The organism is Pseudomonas sp. CFBP 5748 (genome assembly GCF_053850495.1).
The window spans coordinates 1-18,398 of sequence record NZ_JBSPTN010000008.1 but is presented as its reverse complement, the minus strand read 5'-3'; the positions used below and the strand labels follow the sequence as shown (position 1 = coordinate 18,398).

Below are 18,398 nucleotides of genomic sequence, written 5' to 3'. Positions count from 1 at the left end.
CTCATGCATCACATGACCCTGGCCGAGATCGCCCGCGGACTCGCCGATAAAAAGTTTTCCTCCGAAGAGCTGACCCAGGTTCTGCTGGCGCGTATCGCCCAGCTCAACCCGCAGATCAACAGCTTCATCAGCGTCACCGAAGAACTGGCCCTGAGCCAGGCCAAGGCTGCCGATGCCCGTCGCGCCAACGGTGAAAGCGGCGCCCTGCTCGGTGCGCCGATTGCCCACAAAGACCTGTTCTGCACCCAGGGCATCCGCACCAGTTGCGGCTCGAAGATGCTCGACAACTTCAAGGCCCCGTACGACGCCACCGTGGTCGCCAAGCTGGCCGCCGCCGGCGCCGTGACCCTGGGCAAGACCAACATGGACGAATTCGCCATGGGTTCGGCCAACGAGTCGAGCTACTACGGCGCGGTGAAGAACCCGTGGAACCTGGAGCACGTTCCGGGCGGTTCGTCCGGCGGCTCCGCCGCCGCCGTGGCCGCGCGCCTGCTGCCGGCCGCCACCGCCACCGACACCGGCGGCTCGATTCGCCAGCCGGCGGCGTTCACCAACCTCACCGGCCTGAAGCCCACCTACGGTCGTGTATCGCGCTGGGGCATGATCGCCTACGCCTCCAGCCTCGACCAGGGCGGCCCGTTGGCCCGTACTGCCGAAGACTGCGCGATCCTGCTGCAAGGCATGGCCGGCTTCGACCCGAACGACTCCACCAGCATCGATGAACCGGTGCCGGACTACAGCGCCAGCCTCAGCGGTTCGCTGCAAGGCCTGCGCATCGGTGTGCCGAAGGAGTACTTCAGCGCTGGTCTCGACCCGCGCATCGCCGAGCTGGTTCACAACAGCGTCAAGGAGTTGGAGAAGCTCGGCGCGGTCATCAAGGAAATCAGCCTGCCGAACATGCAGCACGCGATTCCCGCGTACTACGTGATCGCCCCGGCGGAAGCGTCCTCGAACCTGTCGCGCTTCGACGGCGTGCGCTTCGGTTATCGCTGCGAGAATCCGGAAAACCTGATCGACCTGTACAAGCGTTCCCGTGGCGAAGGCTTCGGTGCCGAAGTGCAGCGCCGGATCATGGTCGGTGCCTACGCGCTGTCCGCCGGCTACTACGATGCCTACTACCTCAAGGCGCAGAAAATCCGCCGTCTGGTGAAAAACGACTTCATGGCCGCCTTCAACGAGGTCGACATCATCCTCGGCCCGACCACGCCGAACCCGGCCTGGAAACTCGGTGCCAAGAACAGCGACCCGGTGGCCGAGTACCTGGAAGACGTCTACACCATCACCGCCAACCTCGCCGGCTTGCCGGGCCTGTCCATGCCGGCCGGCTTCGTCGATGGCCTGCCGGTGGGCGTGCAATTGCTCGCACCGTATTTCCAGGAAGGTCGTCTGCTCAATGTGGCCCACCAGTATCAGTTGAACACTGACTGGCACACCCGCACCCCAACCGGCTTCTGAGGAGAAACACATGCAATGGGAAGTCGTGATCGGGCTGGAGATTCATACCCAGCTCACCACCCGGTCGAAAATCTTTTCCGGTAGCTCCACCACGTTCGGCTCCGAGCCCAACACCCAGGCCAGCCTGGTCGACCTGGGCATGCCTGGCGTATTGCCGGTGCTCAATGCCGAAGCGGTGCGCATGGCGGTGATGTTCGGCCTGGCGATTGACGCCGAGATCGGCCAGCACAACGTGTTCGCCCGCAAGAACTACTTCTACCCGGACCTGCCCAAGGGCTACCAGATCAGCCAGATGGAATTGCCGATTGTCGGCAAGGGCCACCTGGACATCGCCCTGGAAGACGGCACGGTCAAACGCGTCGGCATCACCCGGGCACACTTGGAAGAAGACGCCGGCAAGAGCCTGCACGAAGAATTCAACGGTGCCACCGGCATCGACCTGAACCGTGCCGGCACGCCGCTGCTGGAAATCGTCTCCGAACCGGACATGCGCAGTGCCAAGGAAGCCGTGGCCTACGTCAAGGCGATCCATGCGCTGGTGCGTTACCTGGGCATCTGCGACGGCAACATGGCCGAAGGCTCGCTGCGCTGCGACTGCAACGTATCGATCCGGCCCAAGGGCCAGGTTGAATTTGGTACCCGCTGCGAGATCAAAAACGTCAACTCGTTCCGCTTCATCGAGAAGGCGATCAACAGCGAGATCCAGCGCCAGATCGAACTGATCGAGGACGGCGGCAAGGTCATCCAGCAGACTCGCCTGTACGATCCGAACAAGGACGAAACCCGTCCGATGCGCAGCAAAGAGGAAGCCAACGACTACCGTTACTTCCCCGACCCGGACCTGCTGCCGGTGGTCATCGAGAACTCGTTCCTCGACGACGTACGCGCCACCCTGCCGGAACTGCCGCCGCAAAAACGCGAGCGTTTCCAAGCGCAGTTCGGGCTGTCGAGCTATGACGCCAACGTCCTGGCCACCAGCCGCGAGCAAGCCGATTACTTCGAGAAAGTCGTGAGCATCGGCGGCGACGCCAAACTGGCGGCCAACTGGGTGATGGTGGAGTTGGGCAGCCTGTTGAACAAGCAGGGCCTGGAGATCGACGAGTCGCCGGTCTCGGCCGAGCAACTGGGCGGCATGCTGCTGCGGATCAAGGACAACACCATTTCCGGCAAGATCGCCAAGATGGTTTTCGAAGCCATGGCTAACGGGGAAGGCAGCGCCGACGAGATCATCGAGAAGCGCGGCTTGAAGCAAGTCACCGACACCGGTGCGATCAGCGCCGTGCTCGATGAAATGCTCGCGGCCAACGCCGAGCAGGTCGAACAGTACCGTGCGGCAGACGAAGCCAAGCGCGGCAAGATGTTCGGCTTCTTCGTCGGCCAGGCCATGAAAGCCTCCAAGGGCAAGGCCAACCCGCAACAGGTCAACGAACTGCTCAAAAGCAAGCTCGAGGGCTGATTGCCATGGAGCCAGATTTCAAGCCTGGCTCCCTTCGCCCTTACGGGAGCGAGCCCGTGGGAGCAAAGCTTGCTCGCGATGAAGACACCTCGATCCATCAGTGGACCGCGTTATCGTTCATCGCGAGCAAGCTTTGCTCCCACAGGCTTTACTCCCACTGGCCAGCTCCCCTATCTGTAGTTGGAAAACCCTACATGAAGCGTCTCCTCGGCGCCTGCGCCCTGCTGTCCCTGTTGGCCGGTTGTGCCAGCCAGAGCGGGACGGTCGATCCACACGGCTACGACCAGACCGGCGTCGCCTCCTATTACGGTGCAAAACACCACGGCAAACGCACCGCCAGCGGCGAGCGTTTCAACCAGAACGGCCTGACCGCCGCCCATCGCCAGTTGCCGTTTGGCACACGGGTGAAAATCACCAATCTGAAAAATAACGACAGCGTCGTGGTCCGTATCAACGACCGCGGTCCGTATACTCGAGGCCGTCTGATCGACGTATCCCGCGCAGCAGCCGAGCAACTGGGCATGCTACGCAGCGGCACCGCACGGGTACGCGTACAAGCCCTCGACGACTGATAGACGGAGCCCGACCATTTCCCTGATTACCGCCCTACCACTGCTCAGCCTGATCGAATTGCTCGGTGGCCTGTTGTTGCTGATCATTGGCGCCGAGCTGCTGGTGCGGGCTGCCATAGGCCTGGCGGTACGCTTGCAAGTGCGGCCGCTGATCATCGGCCTGACCGTCGTCGCCTTCGGCAGCAGCGCGCCACAAATGGCCGTCAGCCTGCAGGCGACTCTGGCGCAGAACGCCGACATCGCCGTGGGCAGCGTGATCGGCAGCAGCATCTTCAACATCCTCGTCACCCTCGGGTTGTCGGCGCTGATCATTCCATTGCGCGTCTCGCGCCAGTTGGTGCGCCTGGACATCCCGTTGATGATCGGCGCCAGCCTGCTGGTGTTCGTGTTGGCCTGGAACGAGGAACTGACGCAACTGGACGGTGTACTGCTGCTGATGGCCCTGGCAGTGTACCTGGGCCTGTTGCTGCGCCAATCGCGACACTCAGGACGACCGCACCCCGTGGGTGTCGATGTGGCGCAAGGGGCTTGGCCCAAGAGCCTGGCGATGATTGTACTGGGCCTGGCGATGCTGATTTTCGCCGGGCATCTGCTGTTGGGCGCGGCGGTGGAAGTGGCGACGGACCTGGGACTGTCGGAACGCGTCATCGGCCTGACCATCGTTGCCGTCTGCACCTCGCTGCCGGAACTCGCGACGTCGCTGATCGCCGCCCTGCGCGGCCAGCGCGACATCGCGGTGGGCAATGTGATCGGCAGCAACCTGTTCAACCTGCTGGGCGTGCTCGGGGTGACGGCCCTCGTTGCGCCGACGCCGCTCTCGGTCTCGCCCAACGCCCTGGATTTCGACCTGCCGGTGATGCTCGGCGTGGCAGTGTTGTGCCTGCCGGTATTCTATTCCGGCTACCGCGTCACTCGCGCCGAAGGCCTGCTGTTTTTGGGCTTGTACCTGGCCTACGGGCTGCACGTGGTGTCGTTCACCACTGGCATGCCCTTGGCCGGCCAACTGGAACGGCTGATGCTGTTTTATGTGCTGCCGGCCTTGCTCGCGTTTTTGCTGTTCACCTCCCTGCGCGCCTGGCGCCGCCAACACCACAAGAGGGATTTGCCATGAGCGACACTCCAAAAACCGGCCTGGACATGCGTCGCCAGGTGATGGGCGACGCCTTCGTCGACCGCGCCCTGGGCAACGCCACCGAATTCACCCAGCCGCTGCAGGACTTCGTCAACGAACATGCCTGGGGCAGCGTCTGGAGCCGCGAAGGCCTGCCGCTGAAAACCCGCAGCCTGATCACCCTCGCCGCCCTCACCGCCCTCAAATGCCCGCAGGAATTGAAAGGCCACGTGCGTGGCGCACTGAACAATGGCTGCACGGTGGAAGAGATTCGCGAGGCGTTGCTGCATTGCGCGGTGTACGCGGGCGTGCCGGCGGCGATTGATGCGTTTCGGGCGGCGCAGGAAGTGATCGACAGTTATCAGAAATCTGAGTGACTGGGAGATCGCTATCGCGAGCAAGCTCGCTCCCACAGTGGATCTTCGGTGTACATAAAATTCCGGTACACCTGCGATTACCTGTGGGAGCGAGCTTGCTCGCGATTGGCCCTCAAGAACACCACAAGCCAGAACCTATATCCACCCACCCCACTGCAACACAAAAATCCCCAGGTTGGTGGTAATCGCCGCCATCAATGTGGTGATGACGATGATCGCCGCCGCCAGCTCATGGTTGCCATCGGCCGCCCGGGCCATGACGTAACTGGCGGCGGCGGTGGGGCTGCCGAAATACAGGAACAGAATCCCCAGCTCCGCCCCGCGAAAGCCCCAGAGCCAGGCACCGAGGGTGGCCAGCAGCGGCAGGCCGACCATCTTCACCAGGCTTGAACTCAGGGCCATCTTGCCGCTCTTGCGCAAAGCGGCCAGCGACAGCGTGCCACCGATGCAGATCAGCGCCAGGGGCAAGGTCATTTGCGAGAGGTATTTGGCCGAGGTCTCGAACCAGTTCGGCAGGCCGATCTGCCAATAAGCGAACGGCGCGGCAACGATCACGCTGATGATCAGCGGGTTGCTGATCACGCTTTTGCAGATGCTCCACGGGTCGGATTTGATCACCGGGCTGTAGACCGCCAGCACAATGGTCGACAAGGTGTTGTAGAACAGGATCACCAGCGCCGCGAGAATCGCCCCCAGGGAAATCCCGTAGTCGCCATACATGCTCGCCGCCAGCGCCAGGCCGATCACCCCGTTGTTGCCGCGAAACGCACCTTGGGTATAGATGCCGCGATCTTCGCGCGGGCATCGCCAGATCGACCAGCCCCAGGCCAGCGCAAAGCTCACCAGGGTGGCCACCGAGAAATAGATCAACAGGTCCGCCTGCAACGCCGCGTGCAGGTCGGCATGGAGGATGCCGAGGAACAACAGCGCCGGCATGGTGACGTTGAACACCAGCGAGGAGGCGATGTGGATGAAGTTGTCGTTGATCCAATAGATGCGCTTGAGCAACGCCCCCAGAAACAGCATGGCAAACACCGGCGCGGTGATGTTCAGGGTTTCGAGGAAAATTGCCAGCATGCCGGGGGACCTTCAGAGGGCGTCGTTAGGTGGCTAATGATAAGCCACTCACGGCATTGGCGTCTGGTGAAGTGCCTTCGCGAGCAAGCCCGCTCCCACATTTTGTTCTCGGATGAACGCAGAATCTACACTCACCGCAGCCCCTCTGTGGGAGCGGGCTTGCTCGCGAAGACGTCGGCACATCCAACATCAATGCAAGCTGATCCACCGCTTTCGCGAGCAAGCCCGCCCCCACATTGGCTCTTCAGTGGTCAACAGATCAGGTAATCGGCGCCGGGTTGAACAACGTGATGTCGTTGTACAGCTTGTGCCGCTCGGCCCAGGTCTGTTTCTTGCCGCTGGCCACGTCCAGGTAGTAGTGGAACAGCTCCCAGCCCAGTTCTTCGATCGTCGCGCGTCCGGTGGCGATCCGGCCGGCGTCGATGTCGATCAGATCCGGCCAGCGCTGGGCCAGCTCGGTGCGGGTCGAAACCTTCACCACTGGGGCCATGGCCAAGCCGTACGGCGTGCCACGGCCGGTGGTGAAGACGTGCAGGTTCATCCCCGCCGCCAGTTGCAGCGTGCCGCAGACGAAATCACTGGCCGGTGTGGCGCAGAAGATCAGGCCCTTTTGCTTGAACCGCTCGCCCGGGCCGAGCACGCCATTGATCGCGCTGCTGCCGGACTTGACGATCGAGCCCAAGGACTTTTCGACGATGTTCGACAGCCCGCCCTTCTTGTTGCCCGGCGTGGTGTTGGCGCTGCGATCCGCCTCGCCCTTGGCCAGGTAACGGTCGTACCAGTCCATCTCGCGCACCAGTTCCTGGGCCACTTCCCGAGTTTGTGCCCGGGAGGTCAGCAGGTAGATCGCATCACGCACTTCGGTGACTTCGGAAAACATTACCGTCGCCCCCGCCCGTAACAACAGGTCCGAGGCATAGCCCAGCGCCGGGTTGGCGGTGATGCCGGAAAACGCATCGCTGCCGCCGCACTGCATGCCCAGGATCAGCTCCGAGGCCGGCACGGTTTCGCGGCGGCGCTGGTCGAGCTTCTTCAGGCGCGTTTCGGCCAGCGCCATGATCTGCTCGATCATTTCGGTAAAGCCGTGGCTGGAATCCTGCAAGCGATACAGCCACGGCTCGCTGAGGTCCACGGAGCTGTCGTTCTCATGCATCACCTGCCCGGCCTGCAATTTTTCGCAGCCCAGGCTGATCACCAACGCCTCGCCCCCCAGGTTCGGGTTGCGTGCCAGATTGCGCACGGTACGAATCGGGATGTACGCATCGGTGGCGGTGATCGCCACGCCGCAGCCGTAGCTGTGGGTCAGCGCCACCACGTCATCGACGTTCGGGTATTTGGGCAGCAACTCGTCCTTGATGCGCTTGACCGCATGGTCCAGCACCCCGGTCACACACTGCACCGTGGTGGTGATGCCCAGGATGTTGCGCGTGCCGACAGTCCCGTCGGCGTTGCGATAGCCCTCGAAGGTGTAGCCCTCCAACGGCGCATCGGCCACCGGCACGTCGGTGGACAGCGGCAGGCTGTCCAGCGGCGGCGCGGTGGGCATGCGCAGTTGGTCTTCCTTGACCCAGCTGCCACGGGGGATCGGTTGCAGCGCGTAGCCAATGATCTGGCCGTAGCGGATCACCTCGCCGCCCTCGGGAATGTCTTCCAGAGTGACTTTGTGGCTCTGGGGTACGAAGTCCACGGTGACCAGGCCGTCCGGGAATTCAGTCCCGGCCGGTACGCCCTGGTCATTGACGACAATCACCACGTTGTCCCGCTCGTGCAGGCGGATGTAACGGGGTGAATCGGCATGTTCAATCAGTTGCATTGACGCCGCTCCTTCAGGATTTTGCTTCAGACAGGCTGGAGATACCGGCATCCTTGGCCGTTGGCTCTTTGAGCACGACGCGCTTGATCGGACCGACGATGACCAGGTAGCTGAACACCGCCACCAGTGCGTTGCAACCGACGAACACCAGTGCCCACTTGAACGAACCGGTGGCGCTGATGATGTAGCCGATGACGATTGGCGTAGTGATCGATGCCAGGTTGCCGAAGGTGTTGAACAGGCCACCGCTCAAACCGGCGATCTGTTTTGGCGACGTATCGGAAACCACCGCCCAGCCCAATGCGCCCACGCCTTTACCGAAGAAAGCCAGGGCCATGAAGCCCACCACCATCCATTCGATGTCCACGTAATTGCAGGCCACGATGCTGCTGGACACCAGCAGGCCGGCGATGATCGGCGCCTTGCGGGCGAAGGTCAGCGAGTGGCCCTTGCGCAGCAGGTAGTCGGAAATCACCCCGCCCAATACCCCGCCGATGAAACCGCAGATCGCCGGCAAGGACGCGATAAAACCAGCCTTGAGGATGGTCATGCCACGCTCCTGCACCAGGTACACCGGGAACCAGGTCAGGAAGAAGTAGGTGATGCCGTTGATGCAGTATTGGCCCAGGTACACGCCCAGCATCATGCGGTTGGTCAGCAGTTGGCGGATGTAATCCCACTTCGGACCGTCGGTTTTCTTGCCCTTGCCTTTGTCCTGGTCCATATCGACCATCGCGCCGTTGGCGGCGATGTGATTGAACTCGGCTTCGTTGATCATCGGGTGCTGACGCGGACTGTAGATCACTTTCAGCCAGATCAACGAGAACACGATGCCGATCACGCCCATCACGATGAACACGTGCTGCCAGCCGAAGCGGTAGACGATCCAGCCCATCAGCGGTGCAAACAACACAGTAGCGAAATACTGCGCCGAGTTGAAAATCGCCGAGGCGGTGCCGCGTTCTGCGGTGGGGAACCAGGCGGCGACAATACGTGCGTTGCCCGGGAAGGATGGCGCTTCGGCCAGCCCTACCAGAAAGCGCAGCATGAACAGCGCAACCACAGCCGTGGAGACACCGAACTCACCGACATAGCCTTGCAGCACGGTGAACAGCGACCAGGTAAAAATGCTCAAGGCATAGATTTTTTTCGAGCCGAAGCGGTCGAGCAGCCAGCCGCCGGGAATCTGCCCGGCCACGTAGGCCCAGCCGAAAGCGGAGAAGATATAACCGAGGGTGACGGCGTCGATGCCGAGGTCTTTTTGCAGGCTGGAGCCCGCGATGGCGATAGTTGCGCGGTCGGCGTAGTTGATCGTTGTCACCAGGAACAGCATGAGCAGGATCAAATAGCGGACGCGGGTCGGCTTGGTTTCTTGCATGTCATCTACTTCCACTATTTATTTTTATACAGGAAATCAGGTTGTATGCGATCGGCGCCGGATGCCCGGAGCCGACCGGTATTGCGCTTACGATCCGATGTAGGAAGTCTTCACCACGGTGTAGAACTCTTGCGCGTAGCGACCTTGCTCACGCGAACCATAGGACGAACCTTTGCGCCCGCCGAACGGCACGTGGTAATCCACGCCGGCGGTCGGCAGGTTAACCATCACCATGCCCGCCTGGGAATGGCGCTTGAAGTGGTTGGCATATTTCAACGAAGTGGTGGCGATGCCGGCAGACAGACCGAACTCGGTATCGTTGGCCATCGCCAGCGCCGCCTCGTAGTCCGCCACGCGCACAACGTTGGCCACCGGACCGAAGATCTCTTCGCGGCTGATGCGCATCGACGCTTCGCTGTCGGCGAACAGGGTCGGCGCCAGGAAGTAACCTTCGGTGTCGCACGTCACCAGACCGCCGCCGCTGACCAGCCGCGCACCTTCGCTCTGGCCGATGTCGATGTACTTCAGGTCTTGGTTGAGCTGGGCTTCGGACACCACAGGGCCGATATCGGTGCCGGACTTCAGCGCATGGCCGACCTTGATCGATTGCATGCGTTCGGCCATGGCCGCGACGAACTTGTCGTGGATGCCGGCAGTGACGATCAGGCGGCTCGAGGCCGTGCAACGTTGGCCGGTGGAGTAGAACGCGCTCTGCACCGCCAATTCGACGGCCTGCTTGAGGTCGGCGTCGTCGAGGATGATCTGCGGGTTTTTGCCGCCCATCTCCAATTGCACCTTGGCCTGGCGCGACACGCAGTTGACAGCGATCTGCCGACCCACGCCTACGGATCCGGTGAAGCTGATGCCGTCGACTTTCGGGCTGTTGACCAGGACTTCGCCGACCACACGGCCGCTGCCCATCACCAGGTTGAACGCACCGGCCGGGAAACCGGCCCGGGAAATGATTTCCGCCAAGGCCCAGGCGCAACCGGGCACCAGCTCGGCGGGCTTGATCACCACGCAGTTGCCATAGGCCAGGGCCGGGGCGATTTTCCAGGCAGGGATGGCAATCGGGAAGTTCCACGGGGTGATCAGGCCGACCACACCCAAGGCTTCGCGAGTGACTTCGACGTTAACGCCCGGGCGCACCGACGGCACGTAGTCGCCAGACAGGCGCAAGCATTCGCCGGCGAAGAATTTGAAAATGTTGCCAGCGCGGGTCACTTCGCCGATGGCTTCGGGCAGGGTCTTGCCCTCTTCCCGGGCCAGCAGTTGGCCGAGTTCTTCACGACGGGCGAGGATCTCGCTGCCGACTTTGTCCAGCGCATCGTGACGGGCCTGAATGCCCGAAGTCGACCAGGCCGGGAACGCAGCGCGGGCGGCTTCGATGGCAGCATTGACTTGCGCTGCGTCAGCCTTGGCGTATTCACCGATGACATCGGACAAGTCAGACGGGTTGATGTTGGTGCAGTAGTCAGCACCGGCCACCCACTGACCGTTGATGTAGTTATCGAAACGCTTTGCATCTGTCACGGATGCTTCTCCTTACAAAAAGCCTTACGCAAAAAGCCGCTGATTGCTCAGCGGCCTTGTCGGGTCGGTTACTGCTTGCCTTGCTTGTCGATCAGCGCGGCCAGGGCGTCGTATTCCTCTGGCAGCAGGTCGGTCAGCGGCGTACGTACAGGACCTGCGTCATAGCCGACGATCTTTGCGCCAGCCTTGACGATGCTCACCGCGTAACCGGCCTTGCGGTTGCGGATGTCCAGGTACGGCAGGAAGAAGTCGTCGATGATTTTGCCGACGGTCTCGTGATCGTCACGAGCAATGGCGTGGTAGAAGTCCATCGCGGTTTTCGGAATGAAGTTGAACACCGCCGAGGAGTAGACCGGTACGCCCAGGGCCTTGTAGGCCGCCGCGTAGACTTCAGCGGTCGGCAGGCCGCCCAGGTAGCTGAAGCGATCGCCAAGGCGACGACGGATCGACACCATCAGTTCGATATCGCCCAGGCCATCTTTGTAGCCGATCAGGTTCGGGCAACGCTCGGCCAGTTGTTCCAGCTGAGTGGCGTTCAGGCGGCAGACGTTGCGGTTGTACACCACCACGCCGATCTTCACCGATTTGCACACGGCTTCAACGTGGGCGGCAACGCCGTCCTGGCTGGCTTCGGTCAGGTAGTGCGGCAGCAGCAACAGGCCCTTGGCACCCAGGCGCTCGGCTTCCTGAGCGTATTCGATAGCCTGACGGGTCGCACCGCCGACACCGGCGAGAATTGGCACGCTGGTGGCGCAGGTATCGACGGCGGTCTTGATGACTTGGGAATACTCGCTGGCAGCCAGGGAGAAAAATTCACCGGTGCCGCCTGCTGCGAACAGTGCAGAGGCGCCATACGGGGCCAGCCACTCGAGGCGCTTGATGTAGCTGTCGCGATTGAAATCGCCTTGGGCAGTGAAATCGGTGACCGGGAACGATAGCAGGCCAGACGAGAGGATGGACTTCAGTTCTTGTGGATTCATTATTCGAACACCCTGGACGCAATGATGTGTTGTAGGAAACGGTTCAGCTTCAAGTGAAGTTGTAGGTCATCGTACAACTTAAAATGTGAACGTCAACTGCATTTCGTCTTTTGTCGGGGATCGGCCTGAGGGAGTTTTATCGCTAAGCCTTGTCAATCGGGGCTTTGAGCGGGATTGAAAGACGGATGAAACTGGCCGCCCGAGCACCAGGACCGCTCATCGCCACTGTCAACTCTGCCAGTAGGCACCCTCACGCCATAGGGGCATAACCCAGGCATGGCCGTGCAATGCCTGGCCGTAGTCCTTTTCTCAATCTTTTAAGTGAGCCCGCCCGTACGCGACGATCAGGGCCGCCTCACAAGGAGCGACATCATGGCGAAGACCTATGCGAAACCGACGCTCAAGGATTTTCCAGCCACTGCAGAAGTCACGATCAGCCTGTCAGACGTAAAGACGTTGACCGTAAAGATTCCGGATGCAGATTTCGACCCGAACTCGTCAGCTCAATTGACCCTAGGCTCCAAGCGCGTGGGCGCTTTTGCCGCCCTGACTGAGGGCGAGGAGGCTACGCCACGCAAAGAGGTGACATTGACTGTAACCAACGCCGACTTGATAGCATTCGAAGGCAAATTGGTAGAGCTTCGTTACGAGGTGAGTTACGAGGCCGGCTGGGACAACGATAAATCCGAGCCGCAAATGTTGCGGATCAACGCGTAGGGCTGCGCGCCTGCTATTTGGTCAGACAGGCGGACCCCATTCCCTCGCCACAGGATGTGCCCACCCTGCCCCCTGGTCGAAACAGGATGGCAAGCGCTTCTAACCCTGCGCTTGCGCCTCTTCATGGGCCTGGCGCAGCCGCTCACGGCTGTTGGTCAGGTGCAAACGCATGGCCGCACGGGCCGCCTCGGAGTCCTGGCGGGCGATGGCGTCGTAGATCTCCTCGTGCTCGCGGCTCAGGCGGTTCATGTAGCGCTGCTGGTCATCGTGGGCCAGGCGCGCCGAGTTCACCCGGGTACGCGGAATGATGCTGGTGCCCAGGTGGGTCATGATGTCAGTGAAGTAGCGGTTGCCGGTGGACAGGGCGATTTCCAGGTGAAAGGCGAAGTCCGAGGCCACCGCATCGCTGGCGTGGGCGGCGCTTTCGTTCAAGGCATCGAGGGCGGCGCGCATCGCCGCCAACTGCTCGTCGCTGCGGCGCTGCGCCGCCAGCCCGGCGGATTCCACTTCCAGGCTGATGCGCAACTCCAGAATCGCCAGCACGTCACGCAAGGTGACCACCGTGGCCGGATCGATGCGAAAACCGCTCGGGCTCGGCGTGTCCAGCACAAAGGTGCCGATGCCATGGCGGGTTTCCACCTGGCCGGCCGCCTGCAAGCGGGAAATCGCCTCGCGCACCACCGTGCGGCTGACGCCATGGGCTTCCATGATCGCCGACTCGGTGGGCAATTTATCGCCACGCTTGAGCAGACCGTCGCGAATCTGCTCGGTCAACACCGTCACCAGCTCCTGCGCCAGGCTGCGGCGCTTGCGGGGAAAGCGTGGTACGTCGATCGGGTTTTCCATGGGTCTGTGTCTCGGCAAACGGCTGAATGGCGTCATCATAGCGCAACGTGGTTGTATGATCACCGTGGGTGCAGAAACCGAGCCGACTTCATCGCGAGCAGGCTCGCTCCCACAGGTTTTGGGTTGTTCAGGCGGTGACGGTGCGCTCCACCAGTTGGCCATTCTCAATACGCACATGGCGCGGGTGGAAACGTTTCAAACTGCTTCGGTGGCCAACGCTGACGATGCTCAGGCCCGGTAATTGGTCGATCAGCGCCTGGTACAGCGTCGCTTCGTCCTCTTCATCCATCGCCGACGTGGCTTCGTCCATGTACAACCATTGCGGTGCATAAAGCAATGCACGGGCAAAGGCCAGGCGTTGTTGCTCGCCGGGCGAGAGCATGCGCTGCCAGTGGTTGCTTTCATCCAGCCGCGCAATCAGGTGCGGCAGACGACAGGTTTCCAGCACCTGTGCATAACGTTCGTGGGGATAGACATCGCCGGCCTGTGGATAACTCAGCACCTCACGCAGGCTGCCAATCGGCAAATACGGTTTTTGTGGCAGGAACAGATAACGCGCCGTCGGCAGAAGAATGTGGCCATGCCCGGCGGGCCATAAATGCCCCATCGCGCGAAACAGCGTGGATTTGCCACTGCCCGAACGGCCACTGAGCATCACCCGCTCGCCCGGTTCAACGGTCATCTCGGCACTGCTGAGCAGATGACGACCGTCGGCCAGGTCCAGCCCCAGGTTACGCACCTGCAACGCATCGCCCTGGTTTTGCACGTCAATGGCCGGCACGCGGTCTTCGTTCTCGCTCATGGCCTGGCGGAAACTCAGCAGACGGTCACAGGTGGCGCGCCACGCGGCGAGGTCGGCGTAGGCGCTGATGAACCAGCTGAAGTTCTCCTGCACATTGCCGAACGCCGAGTTGATCTGCATGAGCTCGCCCAGCTGGATCTTGCCGGCGAAGTAGCGCGGCGCAGCGACGATAAACGGGAAGATGATCGCGATCTGGCCGTAGCCAGAGGTGAAGAACGTCAAACGCTTGGACACCCGCATGATGTCCCAGAAGTTATGCCAGACCAGGCCGAACCGCCCGCTCAGGCGGCGGTTCTCGTTCGGTTCGCCGTTGTACAGCGCAATGCTTTCGGCGTTCTCGCGCACCCGCACCATGGAGAAACGCAGGTCGGCTTCGAAGCGTTGCTGGTTGTTGTTCAGGGTGATCAAGCGACGGCCGATCAGATGCGTCAACCAACTGCCCACCGCCGCATACACCAGTGCGCACCAGAACATGTAGCCTGGGATGGTGTAGCCGAACACTTCGATGCTGCCCGACACCCCCCACAAAATGATCGAGAACGACACCAGGCTGACCACCGTGCGCAGCAGCCCCAAGCCCAGGCTCAGGGTATTAGTGGTGAAACTGTTGAGGTCTTCGGAAATCCGCTGGTCCGGGTTATCGGTATAACCGCCCTGCTCCAGTCGGTAATAGTTCTTGTCACTGAGCCAACGAGCAAAATGCTGCTCGGTGAGCCAGGCCCGCCAGCGGATGGTGAGCATCTGTGTGAGGTACAAGCGGTACACCGCGCCAAGGATCGCCACCGCCGCAATGCCGCAGAAATACAGGATCAACTGCCAGAACGCCGCGCTGTCCTTCTCTTGCAGGGCGTTGTAGAAATCCTTGTACCAACTGTTGATCCACACCGAAATCGCCACGCTGAACAGCGACAACGCAATAACAGCGATCAACAACGTCCAGGCCTTGCCCTTCTCCTCACTGCGCCAGTACGGCGTGGTCATTTGCCAGACACGGCGGAAAAACTGCCCGCGCACCGCGTCATTGACCGCGGAATATTCAGCGTTCTGATTCATGGTTAAGGCTCAAATAAAGAAAAGAACAGATTCGGGCCGATCATAGAGCAACGGCCCGATGTGTCGCGAGGGTGGACAACACCTGTTCAGCGCAGGTTCAGCGACGCACGGGACGCTTTTGCAATTTGCGCTGCAAAGTCCGCCGGTGCATGCCCAAGGCGCGAGCGGTGGCGGAGATATTGCCTTCGTGCTCGGTCAGCACCCGCTGGATGTGTTCCCATTGCAGGCGATCCACCGACATGGGGTTTTCCGGCACCAAGGTGTCGAGGTCGGCATGCTCGGACAACAGCGCCGCCAGCACGTCATCGGCGTCCGCCGGTTTGCACAGGTAATTGCAGGCGCCGCGCTTGATGGCCTCGACTGCGGTGGCGATGCTCGAGTAGCCGGTGAGGATCACCACGCGCATCTCCGGGTCCAGCTCCAGCAACTTGGGCAGCAGCACCAGGCCCGAGTCGCCGTCCATTTTCAGGTCCAGGGCGGCGTAGTCCGGCAGGTCAGCCTGGGCGATGCTCAGGCCCTCCTCGGCGGACCCGGCAGTGCTCACGCGAAAACCGCGACGGGACATGGCCCGGGCCATCACGCGGGTGAAAGTAGCGTCGTCATCTACCAGCAACAGGTGCGGCAGTTCTTCGCCGTCGACTTGGATCTCGTCACTCATGTTCGTCTCCTCGGTCGGCATGGGGCAGGCGCAGCTCGGTGAGCGTGCCGCCTTCCTCATGGGGGTAGAGTTTCACCGAGCCGCCGGCGCGTGTCACGCTGGCTTTGCTCAAAAACAGGCCGAGGCCGAAACCTTTGCCCTTGGTGGTGTAGAACGGCTTGCCGATCTGCTCGGCAATCGCCAGCGGCACACCGGCGCCATGGTCGCGGATGCTGATGGTCAGCTCATAGGCGTTCCAGTCCAGCGCCACTTCCAGGCCTTCGGGACAGGCGTCGGCAGCGTTGTTCAACAGGTTCAGCAACGCCTGGGTCAGATCCGGCGGCGGCGCCATGCGCGGCACCGGGCCCTGCCCCAGGCGCTGGAAGCGATAACTGGCTTCCGGACGCATCAGGTGCCAGCGGTTCAGGGCCTCGTCGAGCCAGTCAGTAACGTCCTGCATGTCGATGGCCAACCGGCGGTTGGCCTCGGCGGCGCGCACCAGGTACTGCAGGGTTTCCTTGCAGAGCTTGACCTGATCCTGCAACACGCTGAGGTCCTCTTGCAGTGCCGGGTCGTGGTGATCCTGGCGCATCTCCTTGAGCAGCACGCTCATGGTCGCCAGCGGCGTGCCCAATTCATGGGCGGCACCGGCGGCCTGGGTCGCCACGGCCAGCAATTGCTCGTCCCGCAGGCCCTCTTCACGGCGGATGGCCCGCAGTTCTTCCTGGCGACGCAGTTCCTCGGCCATGCGCGCGGCAAAAAACGTGATGACCGCCGCAGCCAGGGCGAAACTCAGCCACATGCCGTAGATCTGCAGGTTTTCCCGGGCGATGGGGAAGGTTTCCAGCGGGTAGAAGCGCGCCAGCAGCAAGGTGTACAGCGCCAGGGCAATACCGGACAGGATCAGCGAAAACCGCCACGGCAGCGTCACCGCGGCAATGGTCAGCGGCACCAGGTAATAGGAGACGAAGGGGTTGGTGGAACCGCCGGAGAAATACAGCAGCGCGCTGTGGATAAACAGGTCGCAGGCCAGCTGTACGGCGTATTCCAGCTCAGTCACCGGCCACGAGGTGCGCAAGCGGATGGCGGTCAGCGCGCACAGTATCGAAGAGCAGGCCAGGGTGATCGCCAATTGCAGCCAGGGTAGCGGCAGCAGCTCGAACCAATAGGCGAGCCCCACGGACCCGGCCTGGGCGGCCAGGACCAGAATTCGGATAAACGTCAGACGCCAGAGGTTCTGGCGAGAGGCGGAAGTCAGTTGCAAAGGGGCGAGCATGAGCTCTCCTGATGAGCGCTCCAGGCGAATCACACGGAGTATAACCAAGGCGCGGGTTGCACAGGCAGCTATGCGGCAAAGCGCCACAGCTCTAAATGCTACATATCCCTCTTGCTCCCCACCACAAGAGCCCTTCACTGGCCTCACGTATCTGTATAGAAGTTGTAACTGTGCGAACCCGCCCATAAAAGCTAGAGTCTTACCGTTCACGCAGGCCCGGATCTCACCCCTGCGCCTCATCCCAAGGAGCTTTCATGCACACGTTCAGTCGCCCCGCCGCCCTGTTCGCCCTCAGCCTCGGTACCCTCGCCAGCCTGCCGGCCCTGGCCGCCGACGAGCTTCACTACAACCAGATTTCCCTGCGCGCCGAAGTCAGCCAGGAAGTGGCCCGCGACCTGATGATCGTCACCCTCTACACGGAGGAGCAAAACACCGACCCGGCCAAACTCGCCGCGGCCGTCAGCACCACGCTGAACAAAGCCATCGGCCAGGCCAAAGAGGTCAAGGACATCACCCTGCGCCAAGGCAGCCGCAACAGCTACCCGATCTACGACAACAAAGGCCAAAAAATCACCGGCTGGCGCGAACGCGCCGAACTGCGCCTGGAAAGCGCCGACTTCGCCGCCCTGTCCAAACTCACCGGCGAATTGCTCACCGACATGAAAATGGGCGGCATGGACTTCGCCATCGCCACCGCCACCCGCAAAAGCAGCGAAGACGCCCTGCTCAAAGACGCCGTCAACGCCTTCAAAGCCCGCGCCCAACTGGCCACCGATGCCCTGGGCGGCAAGGGTTACAAAATCGTCAACCTGAACTTCAACACCAACGGTTATCCACAACCGTTCATGCGCCCGCAGATGATGATGAAAGCGGCGTCCATGGATGCTGAGTCGGTCACGCCGGAAGTGGAAGCGGGCACCAGCCAGGTCAGCATGACGGCGGATGGGGCGATTGAGGTACTGATGCAGTAAATCCGTTTCGTACTGGCTGAACGCTAACACCCAGCAACGAAATTCCCCGTGGCGAGGGAGCTTGCTCCCGCTGGGCTGCGCAGCAGCCCCAAACCTGACACCGCGGTATGTCAGATGAATGGGGTCGCTGTTTTTAGGGCCGCTTCGCGCCCCAGCGGGAGCAAGCCCGCTCCCAGGGGGGACGCGGTCCCACCAAGAACCAGGCCGGCTGTCAGGCCGCCTCGCGGTGGACGTAGATTTTGGCGCCCCGTTAACCACGATGGCCGAACGCAGGCATTGTGGAGTGGGCATCCCGGCATGGATGCCGGGATAGCCGCGCTGGGCCATGGATGGCCCTTCGCGGC

Annotated in this window: 16 protein-coding genes; 7 read left to right on the top strand and 9 right to left on the bottom strand. The window is 61.8% G+C overall.

Annotation, left to right across the window (positions count from 1 at the left end; genetic code table 11):
* The first annotated feature begins 3 nt into the window (after positions 1–3).
* The 5 genes from gatA (at position 4) to ACWNZ1_RS18870 (ending at position 4,971) form a co-directional block, all read left to right on the top strand.
* Entirely contained in the window at positions 4–1,455 is a 1,452-nt protein-coding gene (gene gatA, locus ACWNZ1_RS18890; protein WP_256454268.1) for an Asp-tRNA(Asn)/Glu-tRNA(Gln) amidotransferase subunit GatA, read from the top strand.
* A gap of 10 nt (positions 1,456–1,465) precedes the next feature.
* Positions 1,466–2,911, top strand: a complete 1,446-nt coding sequence (gatB, locus tag ACWNZ1_RS18885) for an Asp-tRNA(Asn)/Glu-tRNA(Gln) amidotransferase subunit GatB (RefSeq protein ID WP_135843687.1) — start codon at positions 1,466–1,468, stop codon at positions 2,909–2,911.
* 194 nt (positions 2,912–3,105) lie between these two features.
* The gene (locus tag ACWNZ1_RS18880; RefSeq protein ID WP_092225335.1) at positions 3,106–3,483 is read left to right on the top strand and encodes a septal ring lytic transglycosylase RlpA family protein; all 378 of its coding nucleotides are present in this window, start codon (positions 3,106–3,108) and stop codon (positions 3,481–3,483) included.
* Positions 3,484–3,532: 49 nt separating this feature from the next.
* Positions 3,533–4,594: a calcium/sodium antiporter gene (locus ACWNZ1_RS18875; protein ID WP_135843686.1), complete on the top strand. Its 1,062-nt coding sequence runs from the start codon at positions 3,533–3,535 to the stop codon at positions 4,592–4,594.
* Positions 4,591–4,971: a carboxymuconolactone decarboxylase family protein gene (locus tag ACWNZ1_RS18870; RefSeq protein WP_256454267.1), complete on the top strand. Its 381-nt coding sequence runs from the start codon at positions 4,591–4,593 to the stop codon at positions 4,969–4,971. Before ACWNZ1_RS18875 ends, ACWNZ1_RS18870 begins: the two co-directional genes overlap by 4 nt.
* Before the next feature lie 135 nt (positions 4,972–5,106).
* Here ACWNZ1_RS18870 and ACWNZ1_RS18865 read toward each other — a convergent pair whose 3' ends face one another.
* The 5 genes from ACWNZ1_RS18865 to kdgD all read right to left on the bottom strand — a co-directional run bounded on the left by ACWNZ1_RS18865 (position 5,107) and on the right by kdgD (position 11,752).
* The gene (locus tag ACWNZ1_RS18865) at positions 5,107–6,048 is read right to left on the bottom strand and encodes an AEC family transporter (protein ID WP_135843684.1); all 942 of its coding nucleotides are present in this window, start codon (positions 6,046–6,048) and stop codon (positions 5,107–5,109) included.
* 259 nt (positions 6,049–6,307) lie between these two features.
* Positions 6,308–7,861: a galactarate dehydratase gene (gene garD, locus ACWNZ1_RS18860; RefSeq protein WP_135843683.1), complete on the bottom strand. Its 1,554-nt coding sequence runs from the start codon at positions 7,859–7,861 to the stop codon at positions 6,308–6,310.
* 13 nt (positions 7,862–7,874) lie between these two features.
* Complete coding sequence (locus tag ACWNZ1_RS18855; RefSeq protein WP_135843682.1) at positions 7,875–9,239, bottom strand: MFS transporter; 1,365 nt, start codon at positions 9,237–9,239, stop codon at positions 7,875–7,877.
* An 87-nt stretch (positions 9,240–9,326) separates the two neighbouring features.
* The gene (locus ACWNZ1_RS18850; RefSeq protein ID WP_135843681.1) at positions 9,327–10,772 is read right to left on the bottom strand and encodes an aldehyde dehydrogenase family protein; all 1,446 of its coding nucleotides are present in this window, start codon (positions 10,770–10,772) and stop codon (positions 9,327–9,329) included.
* A gap of 68 nt (positions 10,773–10,840) precedes the next feature.
* A complete protein-coding gene (gene kdgD, locus ACWNZ1_RS18845) occupies positions 10,841–11,752 on the bottom strand; it encodes a 5-dehydro-4-deoxyglucarate dehydratase (protein ID WP_135843680.1) in 912 nt (303 codons plus the stop codon).
* 372 nt (positions 11,753–12,124) lie between these two features.
* On the opposite strand from kdgD, the gene ACWNZ1_RS18840 reads away from it, so the two are divergent.
* Positions 12,125–12,469 (top strand): hypothetical protein, encoded by a 345-nt coding sequence (locus ACWNZ1_RS18840; RefSeq protein ID WP_135843679.1) that lies wholly within the window; start codon positions 12,125–12,127, stop codon positions 12,467–12,469.
* 99 nt (positions 12,470–12,568) lie between these two features.
* On the opposite strand, the gene ACWNZ1_RS18835 is transcribed toward ACWNZ1_RS18840, so the two are convergent.
* The 4 genes from ACWNZ1_RS18835 to ACWNZ1_RS18820 all read right to left on the bottom strand — a co-directional run bounded on the left by ACWNZ1_RS18835 (position 12,569) and on the right by ACWNZ1_RS18820 (position 17,083).
* Positions 12,569–13,315, bottom strand: coding sequence for a FadR/GntR family transcriptional regulator (locus tag ACWNZ1_RS18835; protein WP_018601868.1), 747 nt, complete (start codon positions 13,313–13,315; stop codon positions 12,569–12,571).
* A gap of 127 nt (positions 13,316–13,442) precedes the next feature.
* The gene (locus ACWNZ1_RS18830; RefSeq protein WP_456027803.1) at positions 13,443–15,170 is read right to left on the bottom strand and encodes an ABC transporter ATP-binding protein/permease; all 1,728 of its coding nucleotides are present in this window, start codon (positions 15,168–15,170) and stop codon (positions 13,443–13,445) included.
* 97 nt (positions 15,171–15,267) lie between these two features.
* The gene (locus ACWNZ1_RS18825; protein WP_047229017.1) at positions 15,268–15,828 is read right to left on the bottom strand and encodes a response regulator transcription factor; all 561 of its coding nucleotides are present in this window, start codon (positions 15,826–15,828) and stop codon (positions 15,268–15,270) included.
* On the bottom strand, positions 15,821–17,083 hold the full coding sequence (locus ACWNZ1_RS18820) for an ATP-binding protein (protein ID WP_135843677.1): 1,263 nt from the start codon (positions 17,081–17,083) through the stop codon (positions 15,821–15,823). The genes ACWNZ1_RS18825 and ACWNZ1_RS18820 overlap by 8 nt, the downstream gene beginning before the upstream one ends.
* Before the next feature lie 254 nt (positions 17,084–17,337).
* Between ACWNZ1_RS18820 and ACWNZ1_RS18815 the strand changes: the two genes are divergently transcribed.
* Entirely contained in the window at positions 17,338–18,054 is a 717-nt protein-coding gene (locus ACWNZ1_RS18815) for an SIMPL domain-containing protein (protein WP_135843676.1), read from the top strand.
* Positions 18,055–18,398: the final 344 nt, after the last annotated feature.

Bases quoted from the DNA above. Each gene is read 5' to 3' on its own strand.
- gatA (WP_256454268.1), top strand. From the start codon at position 4: ATGCATCACATGACCCTGGCCGAGATCGCCCGCGGACTCGCCGATAAA.
- gatB (WP_135843687.1), top strand. From the start codon at position 1,466: ATGCAATGGGAAGTCGTGATCGGGCTGGAGATTCATACCCAGCTCACC.
- ACWNZ1_RS18880 (WP_092225335.1), top strand. From the start codon at position 3,106: ATGAAGCGTCTCCTCGGCGCCTGCGCCCTGCTGTCCCTGTTGGCCGGT.
- ACWNZ1_RS18870 (WP_256454267.1), top strand. From the start codon at position 4,591: ATGAGCGACACTCCAAAAACCGGCCTGGACATGCGTCGCCAGGTGATG.
- ACWNZ1_RS18865 (WP_135843684.1), bottom strand. From the start codon at position 6,048: ATGCTGGCAATTTTCCTCGAAACCCTGAACATCACCGCGCCGGTGTTT.
- garD (WP_135843683.1), bottom strand. From the start codon at position 7,861: ATGCAACTGATTGAACATGCCGATTCACCCCGTTACATCCGCCTGCAC.
- ACWNZ1_RS18855 (WP_135843682.1), bottom strand. From the start codon at position 9,239: ATGCAAGAAACCAAGCCGACCCGCGTCCGCTATTTGATCCTGCTCATG.
- kdgD (WP_135843680.1), bottom strand. From the start codon at position 11,752: ATGAATCCACAAGAACTGAAGTCCATCCTCTCGTCTGGCCTGCTATCG.
- ACWNZ1_RS18840 (WP_135843679.1), top strand. From the start codon at position 12,125: ATGGCGAAGACCTATGCGAAACCGACGCTCAAGGATTTTCCAGCCACT.
- ACWNZ1_RS18835 (WP_018601868.1), bottom strand. From the start codon at position 13,315: ATGGAAAACCCGATCGACGTACCACGCTTTCCCCGCAAGCGCCGCAGC.
- ACWNZ1_RS18830 (WP_456027803.1), bottom strand. From the start codon at position 15,170: ATGAATCAGAACGCTGAATATTCCGCGGTCAATGACGCGGTGCGCGGG.
- ACWNZ1_RS18825 (WP_047229017.1), bottom strand. From the start codon at position 15,828: ATGAGTGACGAGATCCAAGTCGACGGCGAAGAACTGCCGCACCTGTTG.
- ACWNZ1_RS18820 (WP_135843677.1), bottom strand. From the start codon at position 17,083: ATGCTCGCCCCTTTGCAACTGACTTCCGCCTCTCGCCAGAACCTCTGG.
- ACWNZ1_RS18815 (WP_135843676.1), top strand. From the start codon at position 17,338: ATGCACACGTTCAGTCGCCCCGCCGCCCTGTTCGCCCTCAGCCTCGGT.